Here is an 18,323-nt window from a genome sequence, read left to right on the forward strand (position 1 = left end):
CACGCAGTCTGCCGGGAAACCGGGGCGCATCCAACAGCCTCCGGTCTCCTTTCCGAACATTGCTTACGCATCAACGAGATTGCCATGTCCAACATCGTCATCGCCGCCGCCAAGCGCACCGCCATCGGCTCCTTCCTCGGCCAGTTCAACGGCGTGCCGACCCCGACCCTCGGCGCGGCCGCCATCGCCGCCGCGCTGGAACAATCGGGTGTCCCGGCCAGCGACGTTTCTGAAGTCCTGATGGGCTGCGTGCTGCCGGCCAACCTCGGCCAGGCGCCCGCCCGCCAGGCTGCGATCGCCGCCGGCATTCCGCTGTCGGCCGGTGCCACCACGCTGAACAAGGTGTGCGGCTCGGGCATGAAGACCATCATGCTCGGCCATGACCTGATCAAGGCTGGCTCGGCCAGCATCGTGGTCGCCGGCGGCATGGAATCGATGTCCAACGCCCCGCACATGCTGCCGAACTCCCGTACCGGCAACCGTTTCGGCAACTTCCAGGCGGTCGACCACATGGCCCACGATGGCCTGGTCAACGCCTACGACGGCAAGGCCATGGGCGAATTCGCCGAGTGCGCGGTGGACAAGTATCAGTTCAGCCGCGAAGAGCAGGACTCCTATGCGATCGAGTCGGTCAAGCGTGCGCAGGCTGCACAGGCCAATGGTGCATTTGCCGATGAAATCGTCGCGGTGAAGGTCGCCACCCGCAAGGGTGAGGTCGAGCTCGCTACCGACGAGCAGCCGGGGCGCTCCGACATCGCCAAGATCCCGACCCTGCGCCCGGCCTTCAAGAAGGATGGCAGCGTGACCGCGGCCAGCTCCTCCAGCATCTCCGACGGCGCCGCCGCAGTGGTGCTGCTGACCGAAGAGGACGCTGCCGCGCGAGGCATCACGCCGCTGGCCCGCATCGTCGGCCACGCCACCCACTCGCAGGAACCGGAGTGGTTCACCACCGCCCCGATCGGCGCGCTGCACAAGCTGCTGGACAAGACCGGCTGGTCGCTGGACCAGGTCGATCTGTTCGAAATCAACGAAGCCTTCGCTGTGGTGGCGATGGCCCCGATGCGCGAACTGGGCATCCCTCACGACAAGCTCAACGTGAATGGCGGCGCCTGCGCACTGGGTCATCCCATCGGTGCCTCGGGCGCACGTCTTGTGGTGACCCTGGTCAACGCTCTGCGCACGCGTGGTGGCAAGCGCGGCATTGCCACCCTCTGCATCGGCGGCGGCGAAGCAACGGCAATCGCCATCGAATTGATTTAAAAAGATTTAACGATGATTTCGCAAAAATGAATGCGGGATCGCTTGACACCCAATCTTGGCTTGTCATCATGTTGTCGGCGCGCAGCATGCGCGTTGCCTAATTCTAACGACGAGGATTTACACAATGAGCATCAACAAGCTGCTGGTCGCGATGTCCCTGGCTCTGGCCCTGGCCGCCTGCTCGAAGCAGGAAGCTGCCCAGGACGCCGCTGCTTCGGCCAACGAAGCCGCCACCGAAGCCCAGGCTGCTGCCGACCAGGCCGCCGCTGCTGGCGCCCAGACCGCCGACGCTGCCCAGCAGGCCGCTGACACCGCCGCCACCGCTGCTGACGCTTCGGTCGACGCTGCTGCCCAGGCTGGCGCTGCTGCCACCGACGCCGCTGCCGGCGCCGCTGCTGACGCTGCCAAGGCTGCTGAAGGCACCGCTGAGAAGGCCAAGGACGCTGCTGAAGAAGCCAAGAAGTAATAACTTCTTTCTTCACGCTGTTCTGGAAAAGCCGCTGGTTCGCCAGCGGCTTTTTCTTTGCGTGGATGTCGGCGATCAAGCCCCTGCATCGCGACCCGGTCTTCACAACGGCATGAATAGGCTGGCGTCCCCATCCATTGCAGTGCCGGAGACCGCCATGAAGATTCGTCCGATCACCACCACCCTGCTGGCCGCCTCCCTGCTGCTGGCCCTGGCCGCCTGCAAGGGCCCGGAAGCCGAACAGGCCAAGCAGGACGCGCAGCAGGCGGCCGACAGCGCCGGCGCTGCAGCCCGCGACGCCGTCGACAAGGCTGCTGCTGCCACCCGCGAAGCCGCCGACAAGACCGCAGCCGCTTCCGAGCAGGCCGCCGCCGATACCCAGCAGGCGCTGGACAAGGCCGCAGACGCCACAGCCAACGCCGCCGACAAGGCCAAGGACGCCGCAACCGACGCCGCTGCGCACGCCAGCGACGCCACCGCCAACGCCGCGCAGAAGGTCGCCGACAAGGCCCGCGATGTCGCCAATGACGCGAAGGCAAATGCCGCCAAGGAAGAAGCCAAGCACTGAGGTGTACCTGCAGCCGAGCATCGCCTCGGCTCCACAGGAAAAGCCGCGGCACTGCCGCGGCTTTTCTGCTTTTCGCTCCCTGCCTTTTCTGTTGATTCCGTGGCGGACGCGCACGGAAAGTGTCCAAGGCCGTGCGAGTGGGTTGCGCAGGGGTGTCCGCGGCATGGATGCCGCGGCCAAGCCCCCAAGGACGGGTTCACGGCGCCCCCTGTGCAACCCACTCGCACGGCCACTGCCGATATCAGCGCCCACCACGAGGGGCTCCGCCGTTGGCCGCTCCCTACGGCAACGCGCGCGCCAGCATCGCCGACAGATCCAATCCCGCCGGCAGCGTCCCGAATGCCAGCCCATGCTCCCTGTCCAACCGGCTGCGCACGAACGCCTCCGCCATTGGACTGCGCGCACGCAGCAGCAGCGCCGCCTGCAGCAGCAGCGCAGTGCGCTCGCAGAACAGCCGCGCCTGTGATTCCTCAGGCGCCGGCGCCGCTGCCCAACGCTGCAATGCAGCTGCATAACGCGCATCGAGATCGGCCACTGCGGCCAGCTCGCTGCGCAATGCCGCCATCGCCTCCGGCTCGCGTGACAGCGCGCGCAGGACGTCCAGGCACTGGATGTTGCCGCTGCCTTCCCAGATCGAATTCAACGGCGCCTGGCGGTACAGCCTCGGCAGCATCGACTCCTCCACGTAGCCCGCACCGCCCAGGCATTCCTGCGCTTCGTTGACGAAGGACGGCGCGCGCTTGCACAGCCAATACTTGCCCAGTGCGGTCCCCAGCCGTGCCAACGCGGCTTCGCTGGCATCCTCGCCGGCGCGATCCACCGCCCGCGCGATGCGCATCGCCAACACGGTTGCCGCTTCCGACTCCAGCGCCAGATCGGCCAGCACATTGGCCATCAACGCATGCTCCACCAACAACTTGCCGAAGGTGCGCCGATGGCGTGCATGATGCAGCGCCTGCGCCAGCGCCATGCGCATCTCCGCGGTCGCACCCAGCATGCAGTCCAGGCGGGTCATCATCACCATGCCGATGATGGTCGCCACGCCACGCCCTTCTTCGCCCACACGCCATGCCTGCGCGCCACAGAACTCGACCTCGCTGGACGCATTGGCCCAGTCGCCAAGCTTGTCCTTCAGCCGCATCAGCCGGAACGCATTGCGGTCACCGTCGGCCAAGCGGCGCGGCATCAACAGGCAGGTCAGTCCGCCCGGCGCCTGTGCCAGCACCAGGAAGCCATCGCACATCGGCGCGGAGAAGAACCACTTGTGGCCGACCAGGCGGTAGCGTTCGCCATCGATCGGTTCGGCCCGCGTGCTGTTCGCGCGTACGTCCGAACCGCCCTGCTTCTCGGTCATGCCCATGCCCAGAGTGATGCCGGCTTTGTCCGCCACGGGCACATCACGCGGGTCATAGACCGGCGCGCTGGCCTTGCGCGCCCATTCGGCCAGATGCGGCTGCGACTGAAGCACTGCCACCGCCGCATGCGTCATGGTCAAGGGGCAACTGGTGCCTGCTTCGGCCTGGTGGTGCAGATAGCTCAGTGCCGCACGCGCCACATGCGCGCCGGGCTGCGGCTCATGCCAGGACAAACCCGCCACGCCATGCTGCTTCGCTGCGGCCATCAGCTGGTGGTACGCAGGGTGGAACTCGACCGCATCTATGCGATGGCCCTGCGCATCGTGCGTGCGCAGGCGCGGGCGATCACGGTTGGCGTCAAAGCCGAGCCGGTACAACTCGTCGCCGGCCAGTGCTCCATATGCGGCCAGCCGCGGCGCGAAACTGCCCGCCCCCTCGCGCTTCACCGCTTCCATCAACGCTGCATCATCGGTCCACAACTGGCGACCGGCGAAGGGCGGTGGCTGGTTCAGCACCACATGGGTTTCAAAGGGCGCGTTGCTGCTGAAGCTGGGTCCACTCATCCGATCCATCCTGGCGGCAAGAGGTATGCGGTCCGATTGTGCCGCATGCCCCGCCAAGCCCGTGTTCAGGCCGGTTCTCACCCCGTGCACGAGACGCACGCCACAGTGGCCGCATGGCAGGCAATGACGATCTGGTGGTGCTGCGCCCGGAAGGGCTGTACTGCGCCGCCGGCGATTTCCACATCGATCCCTGGCGCCCGGTGCCGCGCGCGGTCATCACCCATGGCCATGGCGACCACGCGCGCCCGGGCATGGGCGAGTACCACTGCAGCGCGGGCAGCCTGCCGATCCTGCGCTGGCGGCTGGGCGATGTCGATGTGCAGGCACATGCCGAAGGCGTGGCGTTCCGCCTCGGGCGGGTGCAGGTATCGCTGCACCCGGCGGGCCATGTGCTCGGCTCGTCGCAGGTGCGCATCGATGATGGCGAACAGGTCTGGGTGGCGTCCGGCGATTACAAGCGGCAACCCGACCCGACCTGTACGCCCTTCGAAGTGGTGCCCTGCGATACCTTCATCACCGAAGCGACGTTCGCGCTGCCGATCTATCGCTGGCCGGACACCCCCGCGGTCGCCGCAGAGATCGTGGCCTGGCGCCGCGACTGCGAGCAGCGCGGCGAAGCGGCGATCCTGCTCTGCTATGCGCTCGGCAAGGCGCAGCGTGTGTTGGCCGAGCTGTTGCCGCTGGACGACCGCCCCGCCTGGCTGCATGGCGCCATCGCCAATGGCGTCGCGGTCTACCGGCAGGCCGGCGTGCCGATGCTGGAAACGCTCACCGTGGCCGAACAGGGTCGCCATCCCGATGCCGCCGGCCAGCTGATCCTGGCCCCGCCCTCGGCCGCAGGCACCCCGTGGATGCGGCGCTTCGGACCGCATCAACTGGGGTTCGCCTCCGGGTGGATGCAACTGCGCGGCAACCGCCGCCGGCGCAATGTCGACCGCGGCTTCGTCATTTCCGATCACGCCGACTGGCCCGCGCTGCTTCAGACCATCGAACAGACCGGCGCCAAACGGGTGATCGCCACCCACGGCAATACCGATGCCCTGATTCCCTTCCTGCGCGAACACGGCGTCGCCGCCGAGGCCTTCCGCACCGATTACGGGAGCGAGGAATGAAGGCCTTCGCCGCGCTCTACCAGCGCCTGGACCGCAGCACCGCGACGCTGGACAAGCGTGCCGCGCTGGTCGACTACTTCCGCCAGGCAGCGGCGCACGATGCGGCGTGGGCGCTGTACCTACTCAGCGGCGGCAAGGTCGGCGGTGCACGCCGCAGAATCGCCGCCAGTGGCGAGCTGCGCAGCTGGATCGCCGAAGAATCCGGCCTGCCCGCCTGGCTGGTGGAAGACAGCTACGCGCAGGTCGGCGATCTGGCCGAAACACTGACCCTGCTGCTGGATGATCCACCGCATCCTGCCGCAGACCGGCCCTTGTCGGACTGGATCGAACAGCACCTGCTGACGGTGGCCAACCACCCGGAGGCGGAGCGGCGCGCAGCGGTGGTTGCTGGGTGGCGACAGCTGCGCAGTGGCGAGCGCCTGGTGTTCAACAAGCTGCTCACCGGCGCGCTGCGCGTGGGTGTTTCACAACGGCAGGTGCAACAGGCGCTGGCCGAATGGTCCGGCCTGGACATCGCGCGCATCGCCCAGCGCATGCTCGGCGAATGGGTGCCCTCGCCCGGCTTGCTGGAGCAGCTGCTGTCGCCGGACGAACTGCCACTGGACCGGCAGCAGCCGTACCCGTTCTTCCTGGCCTCGCCGCTGGAAGGAGACCCGGGCGAACGGCTGGGTTCGATCGAAGACTGGCTGCTGGAGTGGAAATGGGATGGCATCCGCCTGCAGCTGCTGCGCCGCCGTGGCGAGGTGGCGCTGTGGTCACGTGGCGAGGAGCGGCTGGATGGCCGCTTCCCGGAAATCGAACAGGCCGCGATGGCACTGCCCGACGGCTGCGTGCTGGACGGAGAACTGCTGGCCTGGGACGAGAGCGACGATCTGCCGCGCGCCTTCACCGCACTGCAGACCCGCATCCAGCGCCGCAAGCCTGGCGCAGCGACATTGCGCAACACCCCGGTGCGCGTGCTCGCCTACGACCTGCTTGAACGCGACGGCGAGGATCTGCGCGGACTGCCGCTGCAGCAACGGCGTGCACAGTTGGCCGAGGTCATCGGTGCCCTGGGCGACGCCCGCATCCAACTGTCACCCGATGTACCCGCTGAAGACTGGCTGCAGGCCGCCGCATTGCGGGACGCCGCCCGCGAGCGGGGCGTGGAAGGGTTGATGCTGAAACGCCTGACGTCCACTTACCAGTCGGGGCGACGACGCGGCGACTGGTGGAAATGGAAGGTTGATCCGCTGACCATCGATGCCGTGCTGCTGTACGCGCAGGCCGGCCATGGGCGGCGCAGCACGCTGTATACCGACTACACCTTCGGCGTCTGGGACGGCGATACGCTGGTGCCGGTGGCCAAGGCCTATTCGGGGTTGGACGACAAGGAAATCCTGGCCCTCGACCGCTGGATCCGCGCCAATACCCGCGAACGGTTTGGCCCGGTGCGCAGCGTGCATGCCGAACAGGTGTTCGAGCTGGGCTTCGAGGCGGTCAACCGCAGCACACGGCACAAATCCGGCATCGCCGTGCGTTTTCCGCGCATCCTGCGCTGGCGCCACGACAAGCCCGCCACTGAAGCCGACCGGTTGGCCACGCTGCAGGCGCTGGCGCGATGACGCGCCGCCAGGCGCTGCGCCGGCTGGAAGACTGGTTCGCTGCGCGGGGCTGGCGCTCGCTGCCGTTCCAACGCGCGATGTGGCGGCACTATCTGGCAGGCGACTCCGGATTGCTGCACACGCCCACCGGCAGCGGCAAGACGCTGGCCATGTTCGGCGGCCCACTGCTGCAGGCGATGCTCGATCCGCCGCCCGCACCGCGCCGGGCCAGTGCGGTGCGGCCGCTGCAGGTGCTGTGGGTGACGCCGCTGCGTGCACTGGCCAGCGACACCGCACGCGCACTGCAGACGGTGATCGACGGGCTGGGCTTGGGCTGGCGGGTCGGCCTGCGCAGCGGAGATGCCAGCAACCGCGAGCGCCGGCAGGCGCGCGAAGGCCGCGTCGACGTGCTGGTGACCACGCCGGAATCGCTGGCGCTGCTGCTGAGCTATCCCGATACGCTGCCCCGCATGCGCCAGCTACGCTGCGTAGTGGTGGACGAATGGCACGAACTGCTGGGCAACAAGCGTGGGGTGCTGCTGCAGTTGAACCTGGCGGTGCTGCGCGATAGCGCCCCTTCGTTGCAGCTGTGGGGGCTGTCGGCCACGCTGGGCAATCTGCCCCAGGCCCGCGACGTGCTGCTGCCTGACCAGCCGGACGCACCGATCGTGCAGGGCGTTCGCCCGCGCGCGATCACCGTGCGCAGCCTGCTGCCGGAACCCGGCGAACGTTTCCCGTGGGCCGGGCACCTGGGGCTGGCACAGTTGCCGCGCGTGCTGCATGCACTGATGCAGGCGCGCAGCAGCCTGTTGTTCACCAATACCCGTGCGCAGGCCGAGTTGTGGCACCAGGCATTGGCGGCGGTCTGGCCGGAAGACGCCGATACGCTGGCACTGCATCACGGCTCGCTGGACCCGGCACTGCGCCAACAGGTGGAGGATGGCCTGCGCGCGGGCACGCTGCGCTGCGTCGTCGCTACGTCCAGCCTCGACCTGGGCGTTGACTTCCCGGAGGTCGACCAGGTGCTGCAGCTGGGCAGCCCGAAGGGCGTTGCGCGGCTGCGTCAGCGGGCCGGGCGCGCACGCCACCGCCCCGGCACCCGCGGCGCCATCCTGTGCATCCCCAGCCATGCGCTGGAACTGGCCGAGTACGCCGCCGTGCGACGTGCACTGGCCGAAGGCGTGGTCGAGGCACGCAGGCCGCCGACGCTGTCACTGGATGTGCTGGCCCAACATGCGGTCAGCCGCGCGCTGGCCGGCGGCTTCGACGGTGACGCACTGCTGGCGCAGGTACGGCGCACGCATGCCTTCGCGTCGCTCGGTGACGCCTCATGGCAGGCCGTGTTGATGTTCATCGTGCAGGGCGGCCAGCCCCTGGCCCAGTATCCCGATTTCCACAAGGTCGTGCGTGACGCCGATGGTTGCTACCGCATGCACGACCGCCGGCAGGCGCTGCGCCACCGGTTGTCGATCGGCACCATCAGCAGCGATGGCAGCGTGCGCGTGCAGTTCCTGCGTGGGGGTGGCCTGGGCGCGGTGGAGGAACAGTTCGCCAGCCGCCTGCGTCGCGGCGACCGCTTCCAGTTCGCAGGGCGCCTGCTGGAACTGGTGCAGCTGCGCGACATGACTGCGTTCGTGCGGCTGGCGCGCGGACGCGGTGACGGTGTCGTGCCGCGCTGGCAAGGGGGCCAGCTGCCGCTGTCGATGGCGCTCGGCCGCGAACTGGAAGCGGTCCTGTCCGGTGCCGATGACAGCGCAGAATCACGCTGGCTGGCGCCGCTGCTGGCACTGCAGGCGCGCTTGTCGGCACGTCCCGGCGCGGATCACCTGCTGGTGGAAGACGTGAGGCGCCGCGACGGCCAGTTTCTGTTCGTCTATCCGTTTGCCGGCCGCCACGTGCACGAAGCACTGGCCGCGCTGTTGGCGCTGCGCTGCACCCGCCAGCAACGCAACAGCATCGGCTTTGCAGTGAACGATCACGGCCTGGTGCTGGCGCCGGCGCAGCCGATCGATCTGGATGCGGCGCAATGGCGTGCGTTGTTCAGCAATGACCTGTTGCTGGACGATCTGCGCGCGGCAGTGAACCTGGGCGAGCTGGCGCGACGCCAGTTCCGTGGCATCGCGCGCGTGGCGGGCCTGCTGGTACCCAGCCTTCCCGGTGGCATGCCACGGTCACTGCGCCAACTGCAGGCGTCCGCCGGCCTGCTGTACGACGTGCTGCGCGAGCACGATCCGGACCACCTGCTGCTAGGGCTGGCGGAACGTGAAGTGCTGTATGACAGCCTCGACCTGCCCGGGCTGCAGCAGGTACTGGAGCGCATCGGCACGCAGCGGTTGTCGGTGCAGCGCCCTTCATCACTCACGCCACTGGGCTTTCCACTGTGGGCCGAACGCCTGCGCGGCCAGTTCAGCAACGAAGACTGGCGTACACGCGTACAACGCGCGGCGCAGCAGCTGGAGCGTCGCCATGGCCGTTGAACTTCCGCTGATGCTTGCCGGAGAGTCCGTGCTTCTGGTTGGCGCGCGTGCGCTGTACTTGCCCGCGCGGCAGGCACTGCTGATCGCAGACCTGCACCTGGGCAAGGCCGATGTGTTCCGCCGTGCCGGCATCGCGCTGCCCAGCGGCGGCACCGGCGAAGACCTGCAACGCCTGCAGCGACTTCTGGACCTGCATGCCTGCCGCGAACTGTGGATCCTGGGCGACATCCTGCACGGACCGGCGCATCGCGCCGCGTGGTATCAGCAATGGCTGGGATGGCGCCAACGCAACGCTTCGCTGGACGTACACGTCGTTCGCGGCAACCATGACCGGCAGCTATCGCATGCACAGCTGCAGGTTCAGATCCACGATGACGTACAGCTGCCACCGTTCCTGCTTCGCCATGAGCCGGCTCCGGATGCAGCGTTGCACGTGATCGCAGGACATGTGCACCCGCAGATCGCTCTGGCGCCCTTGCGAAGGCGCTTCCCCGCATTCTGGTTGCGTGACCGGATGACGATCCTGCCGGCCTTCTCCGCATTCACTGCCGGCATCGTGCCTGCCCCCGCCCACGGCGAGCAGATGATCGCCTGCGTGGAAAGCGACCTGGTGGAACTGCCGGTCGCCTGACTCAGGCCGGCCGAATGCCCAGCTGCGGCATCAACTGGAAATCAGGCGTGCCATCCTCGCGGCGCCGCGGCAAGGCCTGGATTGCCGCCAGCATCTCCTGCGCGCAGGTGCGGATGCGTGCGTGGTGTTCCGGTGACGCATGGCTGATCAGGCTGCCGACATGGAACTCGAACACGTCCTCCAGTACGTCGGGCTGGTCTTCGTGCAGCATCTGCAGCAGGCCGCGCAGCTTGCAGATTTCCGACTCCAGCTCCTCGACCGCGAACAACATGGCATCCTCCTCTTCAACATCAGGCGGCACGTCCGGGCCGCAACAGGCAGCAACGGCAGCGCCGCCCGAGCCACGCGCGATGTTGATCACGGAAAGGAAAACGGGCGACGCGCAGTCGCGTGCAACCTACTTCTCGCATATCCGCGGTGAGGCAACCGTTAATTCACGTGACGGCACGCTTCACGCACTGGCGGTGATCGTGCTGATGCGTGGCGCCGCCACGGCAGCCATTGCGTCGATGAACGCCGGATCCAGCGCGAGCGAACCGAACCATCCCTGCTGCGTGCCACTGAGCACGCGCAGCATGTGGCCACGGCCTCCGGGCAGGCGCCCCATCGGGCCCAGCAGCACGTCGCGCGCCTTCGCCCAGGCATCGCGATCTGACTGGAACAGCGGCGTCAGCCAACGGCTCCAGCGCTGGTAGACCGCTACGTGCGCCCTGCGTTGCGCCTGGTACGCCTGCAACGCTTCGCCACCACCGCCATGCCTGCGAACGGCATCGCGCAATGCCAACGCATCGAGCAGCGCCATGTTCACTCCCTGCCCCAGCTGCGGACTCATCGCGTGCGCGGCATCCCCTGCCAGCACCATGCGGCCCTGGTGCCAGCGCGTCATCACTGCATCGCGATAGACCGCGCGCGCCAGCTGGCCAGCATCGTGCAGGTGGGCAAAGCGCGCACTGGCCTGCGGCCACAGCGCATGCAGCTCGTCCAGCCAGGGCGTCATGCCATCGGCCTGCCAGCGCTCGAAGTCGGCGCGTGGCAGGCTCCAGAAGAAGCTCAGGCGCGGCATGTCATCGCCGGGACGCGTACCGACCGGCAACAGGCCGATCATCTTGCGCGCGGCCACGTAGCGCTGCCGCAGCTCCTGCACGTGCGGCCAGTCTTCGGCCGGCAACAGGCACCACAGCGCCCCCCACGGATACACGCGGTCCAGCCCGGCACCGCCGGCGATCGTGCCGCGCAGCGCAGAGGCCGCGCCATCTGCGGCCACCACCAGATCGAACGGGCCATGCGCGCGCCCTTCGCTGTCGCGCAGGCGCCCATGCTCCGCATCCACCTCGGTGATGGTGGTACCGGCATGCAGCTGGCCAAGCCCGCCACGGGCATCATCCAGCAGCGAGAACAACGCCCCACGCTGCATGCCCAGTCCGTGCAGGCGCGCATCCAGGCCGTCGTAGCGCATGTCCATCACCGCGCGCTCGCACGGCGTGTCACCATACAGGCGGTGCACCGGCGCGGCATGCGCGCGCACCGCATCCAGCAGACCCATCTGCCACAGCACCTGCAGGCCGCTGGGCTGCAGCAGGAAACCGGCACCCACCGGCCCCGGCGTGGGCACGCGTTCGAAGATCTCCACCTCGTGGCCGTCACGGGTGAGCAGGATGGACACTGCCTGTCCAGCGGTGCCGTAGCCAATCACGGCGATACGCAGTCGTTCCGTCATGACCGCATTGTGCCCGAGACGGGTGGATCGCGAGCGGGTCGCGGGCACGCCGCGCAAAAAAAACCCCGCCGAAGCGGGGTTTTCAACGCACTGTCGAGTGGATCACTCGGCCGGCGTGATGTTCGAAGCCTGGGCGCCCTTCGGGCCCTGGGTCACGTCATAGGTGACACGCTGGCCTTCCTGCAGGCTGCGGAAGCCCTTGGAGTTGATGGCGGAGAAGTGCGCGAACACGTCGGCGCTGCCATCCTCCGGCGAGATGAAGCCAAATCCCTTGGCGTCGTTGAACCACTTGACGGTACCGTTCGGCATGGTGATGCGAGACCTTATGCAATGAATGGGTGGTGTACGCTGAACCCGCGCACAAGCTGAGTATGCAAAGCTTGCTCGGGGAAGACAATCACCCCCGCGCCAATTCGCCCACCAGTTCCGGAAGTCCGTTGCTGGCCGCCTGTACGTTGGCCAGCACTTCGGCCATCGTAATCTCCTCGCCATCACCACAGCCGGCAGCCCAGTTGGCGATGATCGCCAGGCAGGCATAATCCAGCCCCAGCTCACGTGCCAGCGCGGCTTCCGGCATGCCGGTCATACCGACCAGGTCACAACCGTCGCGACGCATGCGGGCGATCTCGGCGATGGTTTCCAGGCGTGGGCCCTGCGTCGCGCCGTAACAGCCACCGTCATGGACCGTGACACCGGTCACTTTGGCCGCCGCCAGGATCTTGCTGCGCAGCATCGGCGTGTACGGGTGGCCGAAATCGACGTGGACCACGTCGCTGCCTTCTTCTTCACAGATGGTGCTGATGCGGCCCCAGGTGTAGTCGATGATCTGGTCCGGGCAGGCCAACACGCGCGGACCGAAATCCTCGGTGATGCCGCCGACCGTGTTCAACGCCAGCACGCGCTGCGCGCCCAGCTGCTGCAGCGCGGCCAGGTTGGCGCGGTAATTGATCTTGTGCGGCGGCAGCGAGTGGCCTTCACCATGGCGCGCCAGGAACGCAACGCGATGGCCGAGCAGCGTGCCCACGCGCACCGGACCGGACGGGCGGCCGAAGCGGGTGTCGACCTCGTGGGTCTGCACGTCGTCGAGCTTGGCCAGGTTGTAGACACCGGTACCGCCGATCACGGCCAGGGCGATCTGTTGCATTCGAAGCACTCCATGAAAAGACGAACGCCGGCACCCGAGGATGCCGGCGATGGGAAAAGGCGCGCCGCAGGCGGCTGCGCGGTTATTCCTTCATTGCGTAGATGGCCGGCACGCAGCGCAGGGTTTCGTTGACGTCCATGCCGAAGCCGAACACATAGCGGTCCGGCAGTTCGATGCCTGCGTAATCGGCGGTCACGTCCGGCAGCGCCCGGTCGTGCTTCTTCACCGTCATCGCGGCGATGCGCACATCGGTCGCGCCCTGCTCCAGGCACCAGGTGCGCACGCCCTGCAGGGTGTAGCCCTCGTCCAGGATGTCGTCGACCAGCAGCACGCGGCGGCCGAACAGCGAGGTGGCCGGCTTGTGCTTCCAGACCAGGTCGCCGCCGGTGGTTTCGCCACGGTAGCGGGTGGCGTGCAGGTAATCGAACTGCACGTCCTGCCCGCGCGCACCCAGTTCCAGCGCCAGCTGGCCGGCGAACGGCAGCGCGCCGTGCATGATCGACAGGAACAGCGGCACCTCGCCCTTGTAGTCGCGCGCGATGGCGTCGGCGATACCGGCAATGGCCTTGTCGATGGTGGGGCGGTCGACCAGCAGGTCAGCCTGGGCCAGGGCCTGGGAAATGGTGAGGTTGGGCATCAGACGGTTCTTCCAAGGGTTTCAAGCAGACGGGTTTGGGTGTCGCCATGGCGGGCATCGGCCAGCAGGCCATCCCAGCCAAGCGCGCCGCGGCCGATCAGGCCCAGCAGCGCAGCGGTATTGAGGGAGCGCCCCTGCACCGCGTGCAGGGCTTCATCAACCAGCTCCGGGTGGCAGACCAGCACCACGTCGCAGCCGGCATCCAGATGGGCGTGCACGCGCGCCGGCACGCCGCCGGCACTGTGCGAGGCAGCCATGCCGATGTCGTCGGAGAACACCACGCCACGGAAGCCGAGCTCGCCGCGCAGGATGTCCTGGATCCAGCGCGGCGAGTAACCGGCCGGTTCCGGCGCCACCTGCGGGTAGATCACGTGCGCCATCATCACCGCGTCGGCACCGGCGGCGATCCCGGCCTGGAACGGCACGAGGTCCTGCGCGCGCAGCTCGTCCAGCGCGCGCGGGTCGATCGCGGTATCCACGTGGGTGTCTTCCAGCACGGTACCGTGGCCGGGGAAATGCTTGAGCGTGGCGGCCATGCCGACCGAATGCATGCCACGCACGTAGGCGGCGGTGAATGCGGCCACCACCTGCGGGTCTTCACTGAAAGCGCGGTTGCCGATGGCACGGTTGCCACGGCCGAGATCGACCACCGGGGCGAAGCTCAGGTCCACGCCGCTGGCGCGTACCTCGCTGGCCATCAGCCAGGCATGCCGTTCGGCCAGTGCCAGGGCCTGCTGCGGGTCGGTGGCATACAGCGCACCAATGTCCTGCAGTGGCGGCAGATCGCTGTAACCCTCGCGGAAACGCTGTACGCGGCCGCCTTCCTGGTCCACGCAGATCAGCTGCGGGCGCGGCGCGGCGGCGCGGATGGCCGTGCTCAGATCGGTCACCTGCTGGCGCGAGGCGAAGTTGCGCTTGAACAGCACGACCCCGGCCACGGCATCGTGCTGCAACCAGTCACGTTCCTGGGCAGTCAGTTCGGTGCCGGCAACGCCGATCAGCAGCATGGTCGATCTCCACAACGCGCGCCCGCATGGCGCAGTGCCGCATTGTCGCAGAACCGGCCGACGGGCGCAGTGGTCAGAAAAAGGGGACGGAGGGGATTAAGGCGCAATCGGCCCCTACGGGCTGGATACGTCTTGATTCCCTGCGTCCCCTTTTCGGGGCCGGTCAGACCTTGCAGCCGTCCGGGCCGCAGGCCTCGTCGCCCTCGGCGGGCGACTCCAGCGCGCCCTGCTCGGCGGCGATCTGGCGCAGGGCGTTGGCGAAGGCCTCGGGGGGCTGCGCCCCGGAAATGGCCCACTTCCCATCGATGACGAAGGTCGGCACCGAAGAAACGCCCAATGCATGGGCCTGCGCCAGCTTGGCTTCGACCCCGGCCAGGCCGCGGTCGGACGCCAGCATCTGCGCGATTTCGCCGGCATCGAGGCCGCCCGCCACGCCGGCCTTGATCAGCACCGAGGGGTCGGCCAGGTTCTGGCCATGCTCGAAGTGGGCGCGGAACAGCGCCTCGCCCACCGCATCCTGCACGCCGTGCTCGCCGGCCAGCCACAGCACCCGGTGCGCCGGCAGCGTGGTCACCCGCACCTGGCCCTGGCTGAAGTCCATCGGCAGGCCCTCGGCGCGCGCGGTGGTCTGGGTCTGGCCGAGGATCTGTTCGGTACGCTCGACGCCCCCGAACTTGCGCACGTAGGCCTCGCGCAGCGGCACCGGGGTAGCGTCCGCGTCCGGGTCCAGCTGGAACGGCTGCCAGTGGATATCGAGTTCAGGCGCGTTTGCGCCCAGCAACTGCACGCCCTGCTGGAAACGATGCTTGCCGATCCAGCACCAGGGGCAGACCACGTCGGAGTAGATGTCGATTCTCATCCCCACGACATGGGGCCCGCCCTGCTCGATAAAAGGGGACGGAGGGGATTAGGTCGTTTCCCGCACAGGTGGGGTAAAGACGACTTAATCCCCTCCGTCCCCTTTTTGGGGGTTCACCACTCTGAATACGGATGACTGGCCAGGGCAACGTTGTAGTAGCGGGCGTCATCAGTGACTTCGGTGCCGACCCAGTCCGGCAGGTCGACCGCCTGATCGGCGCTGTCCAGCTCGACCTCGGCCACCACCAGGCCGGCGTTGTCGCCGAGGAATTCATCCACTTCCCAGGTCAGGCCGGCGTGCTCGACCAGATGACGGCGCTTGTCGATCAGGCCGCCAACACAGAGCGCCAGCAGCGCGCGCGCATCGTCCACCGGGATCGGGTAGTCGAACTCCTGGCGGGTGTGGCCGATGGTGCGCGACTTCAGGTTCAGCGCGGCGTGATCGCCCTCGATGCGCACGCGCACCGAGGCGTTCTGGGTGCCGCGGTCAAGCGCGCCCATGTCGTTGATGTAGCCCTGCGCCATCGGGATCACCCGATGCGCGGCGGCACGCCAGCCATCACTGCTGACGAGGAATTTGCGTTCGATTTCGATGCCCATCGCGCCATTATGCGCGATGGGCATGACAGCCGATCAGCGCTTTTCGAACACCGCGATGCTTTCCACGTGCGCGGTGTGCGGGAACATGTCCATGGCACCGGCACTGACCAGGGTGAAGCCCTGTTCGTTGACCAGGTAGCCGGCATCGCGTGCCAGCGAGCCCGGATGGCAGCTGACATAGACGATGCGCTTGAACTGCTTCAGCGGCAGCTGCTGCAGCACTTCGATCGCGCCCGAACGCGGCGGGTCCAGCAGCAGCTTGTCGAAGCCCTGGCGCATCCACGGGGTGCTGCGCTGGTCCTGGGTCAGGTCGGCGCTGAAGAACTGCGCGTTGGCCAGGCCATTGCGCTCGGCATTCTCACGGGCACGCGCGACCAAGCCGGCATCACCTTCCACACCGACCACTTCGCGCACGCGGCGCGCCAGCGGCAGGGTGAAGTTGCCCAGGCCGCAGAACAGATCCAGCACGCGCTCTTCCTCACCCGGTTCGAGCAGGTCGAGGGCGTGGGCGATCATCTTCTCGTTGAGCTTGGCGTTGACCTGGATGAAGTCCAGCGGGCGGAACGCCAGTTCGACATCCCACGGCGCCAGCCGGAACGACAGCGGCACGCCCTGCCCGTCCAGCGGCTGCACGGTATCCACGCCACCGGACTGCAGGTAGATCACAAAGCCATGCTGCTGACCAAAGGCGGCCCAGGCGGCGCGGTCGGCATCGCTGAGCGGCTGCAGGTGGCGCACGGTCAGCACCACGGCCTGGTCACCGGCGATGAACTCGATCTGCGGGATGTCGCGCTTGCCATCGAGCGATTCGATGAAGGACGACAAGGCCTCGACCTTGGTGCCGATTTCCGGGATCACGGTCAGGCACTGGCTGAGGTCGGCGACGAAACGTGGGTCCTGTTCACGGAAGCCGACCAGGGTCTTGTCCTTCTTTTCGACCCGACGCACCGAGAACCGGCCCTTGCGGCGGTAGCCCCAGCTCTCGCCGACCAGTGGCGCCAGCACGGCACCCGGCTTCACGTGGCCGATGCGCTCCAGGTTGTCCATCAGCACGCGCTGCTTGGCGACGATCTGCTGGTCTTCGTCCAGGTGTTGCAGCACGCAGCCGGCGCAGGTGCCGAAGTGGGGGCACTTCGGGGTCATGCGCTGCGGCGAGGCCTGCAGCACTTCCACCGTGCGTGCCTCATCGAAATGGCGGCTGCGGGCAGTCTGTTCCGCCATGACCACCTCGCCCGGCAGGGCGCCGCTGACGAAGGTGACCTTGCCGCCCTCGCCTTCACGGCGGGCGACGCCGCGACCATCATGGCTGAGGTCGAGGATCTCGGTCTGGAATGGGGTACGGTCGATGCGGGAGCGGGATCGGGCCACGTGGCAACAGGCTGCGGGCAAAAATGGGGGCACATTGTCGCAGATCCTGACTGGCAGGGTCCGGACCCGCTTGCGCCCGCCGCCGCCGTGCTTGATGATTGCAGCAGCTGACATGGAGGCAGCCCTGATGCAGATGACCCCGCGGGCCAGCCGGCCCCGCTTCCTGCTTGTCGAGGACGACATCATCAGCCGCGGTTTTTTCAAAGCGGCGTTGGAAACGTTACCGGCGGACGTGGACACCGCAGATTCATTGGCCAGTGCGCTGGCCAGCGCCGAGCCCGGCGCGCATGACCTGTGGCTGATCGACGTCAACCTGCCGGACGGCAACGGCGCGCAGCTGCTGCGTGAACTGCGCCGTTCGCACCCCGATACCCCGGCGTTGGCCCATACGGCCGATGGCGACACCTCCATTCATGCCCGCCTGCGCGAAGCCGGCTTCAGCGACACGCTGGTCAAGCCGCTGGGCCGCGACCAGCTGCTGAAGGCCGTGCGCCGCGCACTGGTGAACAGCCCGGCGGGGATCTTCGTTGCCCCGGCCCCGGCAGCGGTCGAGCTGCAGGTGCAGGACTGGGACGAGACCGCGGCACTGGCCGCGCTCAATGGCCAGCGCAATCACCTGATCGCCCTGCGCGAGCTGTTCCTGGCCGAGCTGCCGGGGGTGCGAGACGCAGTCGAGCAGGCGGTGGACCAGCATGACGAGCGCCAGCTGCGCAGCCAGTTGCATCGGCTGCAGGCGAGCTGCGGCTTCGTGGGGGCAGCACGGTTGGGACGGGCGGTGCGCCAGTTGCATCATGCGCCGGAATCCGGGCAGGCCCAGGCTGGGTTCCGCGCTGCGGTGGCTGCCCTGCTGCATTGAGGGTTGGTCGGCAGGGCTGCGCCCTGCACCTGCCGAAGCTTCAAGCCAGGGCAACGTCAAAGGCCAGAGCAGTATTCCGTGGGATGGCGGGGCACTGTGGGTTTGCGGGGACGGCGCAAGT

At 67.8% G+C, this 18,323-nt stretch carries 18 protein-coding genes; 8 read left to right on the top strand and 10 right to left on the bottom strand.

All coding sequences use genetic code 11. The features are described from left to right. The first annotated feature begins 84 nt into the window (after positions 1 to 84). From ACZK4H_RS15920 to ACZK4H_RS15930, 3 genes are all read left to right on the top strand, one after another. Positions 85 to 1,260: a thiolase family protein gene (locus ACZK4H_RS15920; protein WP_478472988.1), complete on the top strand. Its 1,176-nt coding sequence runs from the start codon at positions 85 to 87 to the stop codon at positions 1,258 to 1,260. 124 nt (positions 1,261 to 1,384) lie between these two features. Further along, on the top strand, positions 1,385 to 1,726 hold the full coding sequence (locus ACZK4H_RS15925) for a hypothetical protein (protein ID WP_004153024.1): 342 nt from the start codon (positions 1,385 to 1,387) through the stop codon (positions 1,724 to 1,726). A 157-nt stretch (positions 1,727 to 1,883) separates the two neighbouring features. Then, entirely contained in the window at positions 1,884 to 2,294 is a 411-nt protein-coding gene (locus tag ACZK4H_RS15930) for a hypothetical protein (protein WP_006461120.1), read from the top strand. A 280-nt stretch (positions 2,295 to 2,574) separates the two neighbouring features. Here ACZK4H_RS15930 and ACZK4H_RS15935 read toward each other — a convergent pair whose 3' ends face one another. Beyond that, positions 2,575 to 4,212: an acyl-CoA dehydrogenase family protein gene (locus ACZK4H_RS15935; RefSeq protein WP_099552112.1), complete on the bottom strand. Its 1,638-nt coding sequence runs from the start codon at positions 4,210 to 4,212 to the stop codon at positions 2,575 to 2,577. 113 nt (positions 4,213 to 4,325) lie between these two features. On the opposite strand from ACZK4H_RS15935, the gene ACZK4H_RS15940 reads away from it, so the two are divergent. Genes ACZK4H_RS15940 through pdeM form a run of 4 tightly spaced genes read left to right on the top strand, consistent with a single transcriptional unit; the run spans position 4,326 to position 10,015 of the window. Then, positions 4,326 to 5,324, top strand: a complete 999-nt coding sequence (locus ACZK4H_RS15940; RefSeq protein ID WP_099552113.1) for a ligase-associated DNA damage response exonuclease — start codon at positions 4,326 to 4,328, stop codon at positions 5,322 to 5,324. Continuing rightward, complete coding sequence (locus ACZK4H_RS15945) at positions 5,321 to 6,928, top strand: ATP-dependent DNA ligase (protein WP_099552114.1); 1,608 nt, start codon at positions 5,321 to 5,323, stop codon at positions 6,926 to 6,928. The genes ACZK4H_RS15940 and ACZK4H_RS15945 overlap by 4 nt, the downstream gene beginning before the upstream one ends. After that, positions 6,925 to 9,384, top strand: coding sequence for a ligase-associated DNA damage response DEXH box helicase (locus ACZK4H_RS15950; protein WP_099552115.1), 2,460 nt, complete (start codon positions 6,925 to 6,927; stop codon positions 9,382 to 9,384). Before ACZK4H_RS15945 ends, ACZK4H_RS15950 begins: the two co-directional genes overlap by 4 nt. Continuing rightward, on the top strand, positions 9,374 to 10,015 hold the full coding sequence (pdeM, locus tag ACZK4H_RS15955; RefSeq protein ID WP_099552116.1) for a ligase-associated DNA damage response endonuclease PdeM: 642 nt from the start codon (positions 9,374 to 9,376) through the stop codon (positions 10,013 to 10,015). Before ACZK4H_RS15950 ends, pdeM begins: the two co-directional genes overlap by 11 nt. Position 10,016: 1 nt before the next feature. On the opposite strand, the gene ACZK4H_RS15960 is transcribed toward pdeM, so the two are convergent. The 9 genes from ACZK4H_RS15960 to rlmD form a co-directional block, all read right to left on the bottom strand. After that, the gene (locus ACZK4H_RS15960; protein WP_099552117.1) at positions 10,017 to 10,286 is read right to left on the bottom strand and encodes a hypothetical protein; all 270 of its coding nucleotides are present in this window, start codon (positions 10,284 to 10,286) and stop codon (positions 10,017 to 10,019) included. 180 nt (positions 10,287 to 10,466) lie between these two features. Then, complete coding sequence (locus ACZK4H_RS15965) at positions 10,467 to 11,732, bottom strand: FAD-dependent oxidoreductase (protein WP_099552118.1); 1,266 nt, start codon at positions 11,730 to 11,732, stop codon at positions 10,467 to 10,469. Between the two features lie 102 nt (positions 11,733 to 11,834). Then, complete coding sequence (locus ACZK4H_RS15970) at positions 11,835 to 12,041, bottom strand: cold-shock protein (protein WP_005410590.1); 207 nt, start codon at positions 12,039 to 12,041, stop codon at positions 11,835 to 11,837. An 88-nt stretch (positions 12,042 to 12,129) separates the two neighbouring features. After that, a complete protein-coding gene (locus ACZK4H_RS15975; RefSeq protein ID WP_099552119.1) occupies positions 12,130 to 12,876 on the bottom strand; it encodes an S-methyl-5'-thioinosine phosphorylase in 747 nt (248 codons plus the stop codon). Between the two features lie 82 nt (positions 12,877 to 12,958). After that, a complete protein-coding gene (locus ACZK4H_RS15980) occupies positions 12,959 to 13,513 on the bottom strand; it encodes a hypoxanthine-guanine phosphoribosyltransferase (RefSeq protein ID WP_005410592.1) in 555 nt (184 codons plus the stop codon). Continuing rightward, entirely contained in the window at positions 13,513 to 14,520 is a 1,008-nt protein-coding gene (gene nagZ / locus ACZK4H_RS15985) for a beta-N-acetylhexosaminidase (RefSeq protein ID WP_099552120.1), read from the bottom strand. Before nagZ ends, ACZK4H_RS15980 begins: the two co-directional genes overlap by 1 nt. Before the next feature lie 163 nt (positions 14,521 to 14,683). Next, positions 14,684 to 15,379: a DsbA family oxidoreductase gene (locus tag ACZK4H_RS15990; protein WP_099552121.1), complete on the bottom strand. Its 696-nt coding sequence runs from the start codon at positions 15,377 to 15,379 to the stop codon at positions 14,684 to 14,686. A gap of 113 nt (positions 15,380 to 15,492) precedes the next feature. Beyond that, positions 15,493 to 15,978: a CYTH domain-containing protein gene (locus ACZK4H_RS15995; protein ID WP_099552125.1), complete on the bottom strand. Its 486-nt coding sequence runs from the start codon at positions 15,976 to 15,978 to the stop codon at positions 15,493 to 15,495. Between the two features lie 33 nt (positions 15,979 to 16,011). Beyond that, positions 16,012 to 17,346: a 23S rRNA (uracil(1939)-C(5))-methyltransferase RlmD gene (rlmD, locus tag ACZK4H_RS16000; protein ID WP_099552122.1), complete on the bottom strand. Its 1,335-nt coding sequence runs from the start codon at positions 17,344 to 17,346 to the stop codon at positions 16,012 to 16,014. Positions 17,347 to 17,473: 127 nt separating this feature from the next. Here rlmD and ACZK4H_RS16005 point away from each other — a divergent pair, with 127 nt between their 5' ends. Beyond that, positions 17,474 to 18,202: a response regulator gene (locus tag ACZK4H_RS16005; protein WP_099552126.1), complete on the top strand. Its 729-nt coding sequence runs from the start codon at positions 17,474 to 17,476 to the stop codon at positions 18,200 to 18,202. Positions 18,203 to 18,323: the final 121 nt, after the last annotated feature.

This window comes from Stenotrophomonas sp. 78350_Sma (assembly GCF_056482105.1).

Excerpts from the sequence above, each read along its gene's own strand:
- ACZK4H_RS15935 (WP_099552112.1), bottom strand. The coding sequence starts at position 4,212 with ATGAGTGGACCCAGCTTCAGCAGCAACGCGCCCTTTGAAACCCATGTG.
- ACZK4H_RS15965 (WP_099552118.1), bottom strand. The coding sequence starts at position 11,732 with ATGACGGAACGACTGCGTATCGCCGTGATTGGCTACGGCACCGCTGGA.
- ACZK4H_RS15945 (WP_099552114.1), top strand. The coding sequence starts at position 5,321 with ATGAAGGCCTTCGCCGCGCTCTACCAGCGCCTGGACCGCAGCACCGCG.
- ACZK4H_RS15950 (WP_099552115.1), top strand. The coding sequence starts at position 6,925 with ATGACGCGCCGCCAGGCGCTGCGCCGGCTGGAAGACTGGTTCGCTGCG.
- ACZK4H_RS16005 (WP_099552126.1), top strand. The coding sequence starts at position 17,474 with ATGCAGATGACCCCGCGGGCCAGCCGGCCCCGCTTCCTGCTTGTCGAG.
- ACZK4H_RS15990 (WP_099552121.1), bottom strand. The coding sequence starts at position 15,379 with ATGAGAATCGACATCTACTCCGACGTGGTCTGCCCCTGGTGCTGGATC.
- ACZK4H_RS15970 (WP_005410590.1), bottom strand. The coding sequence starts at position 12,041 with ATGCCGAACGGTACCGTCAAGTGGTTCAACGACGCCAAGGGATTTGGC.
- ACZK4H_RS15995 (WP_099552125.1), bottom strand. The coding sequence starts at position 15,978 with ATGGGCATCGAAATCGAACGCAAATTCCTCGTCAGCAGTGATGGCTGG.
- pdeM (WP_099552116.1), top strand. The coding sequence starts at position 9,374 with ATGGCCGTTGAACTTCCGCTGATGCTTGCCGGAGAGTCCGTGCTTCTG.
- ACZK4H_RS15960 (WP_099552117.1), bottom strand. The coding sequence starts at position 10,286 with ATGTTGTTCGCGGTCGAGGAGCTGGAGTCGGAAATCTGCAAGCTGCGC.
- ACZK4H_RS15930 (WP_006461120.1), top strand. The coding sequence starts at position 1,884 with ATGAAGATTCGTCCGATCACCACCACCCTGCTGGCCGCCTCCCTGCTG.
- ACZK4H_RS15925 (WP_004153024.1), top strand. The coding sequence starts at position 1,385 with ATGAGCATCAACAAGCTGCTGGTCGCGATGTCCCTGGCTCTGGCCCTG.
- nagZ (WP_099552120.1), bottom strand. The coding sequence starts at position 14,520 with ATGCTGCTGATCGGCGTTGCCGGCACCGAACTGACTGCCCAGGAACGT.
- ACZK4H_RS15940 (WP_099552113.1), top strand. The coding sequence starts at position 4,326 with ATGGCAGGCAATGACGATCTGGTGGTGCTGCGCCCGGAAGGGCTGTAC.
- ACZK4H_RS15975 (WP_099552119.1), bottom strand. The coding sequence starts at position 12,876 with ATGCAACAGATCGCCCTGGCCGTGATCGGCGGTACCGGTGTCTACAAC.
- ACZK4H_RS15920 (WP_478472988.1), top strand. The coding sequence starts at position 85 with ATGTCCAACATCGTCATCGCCGCCGCCAAGCGCACCGCCATCGGCTCC.
- ACZK4H_RS15980 (WP_005410592.1), bottom strand. The coding sequence starts at position 13,513 with ATGCCCAACCTCACCATTTCCCAGGCCCTGGCCCAGGCTGACCTGCTG.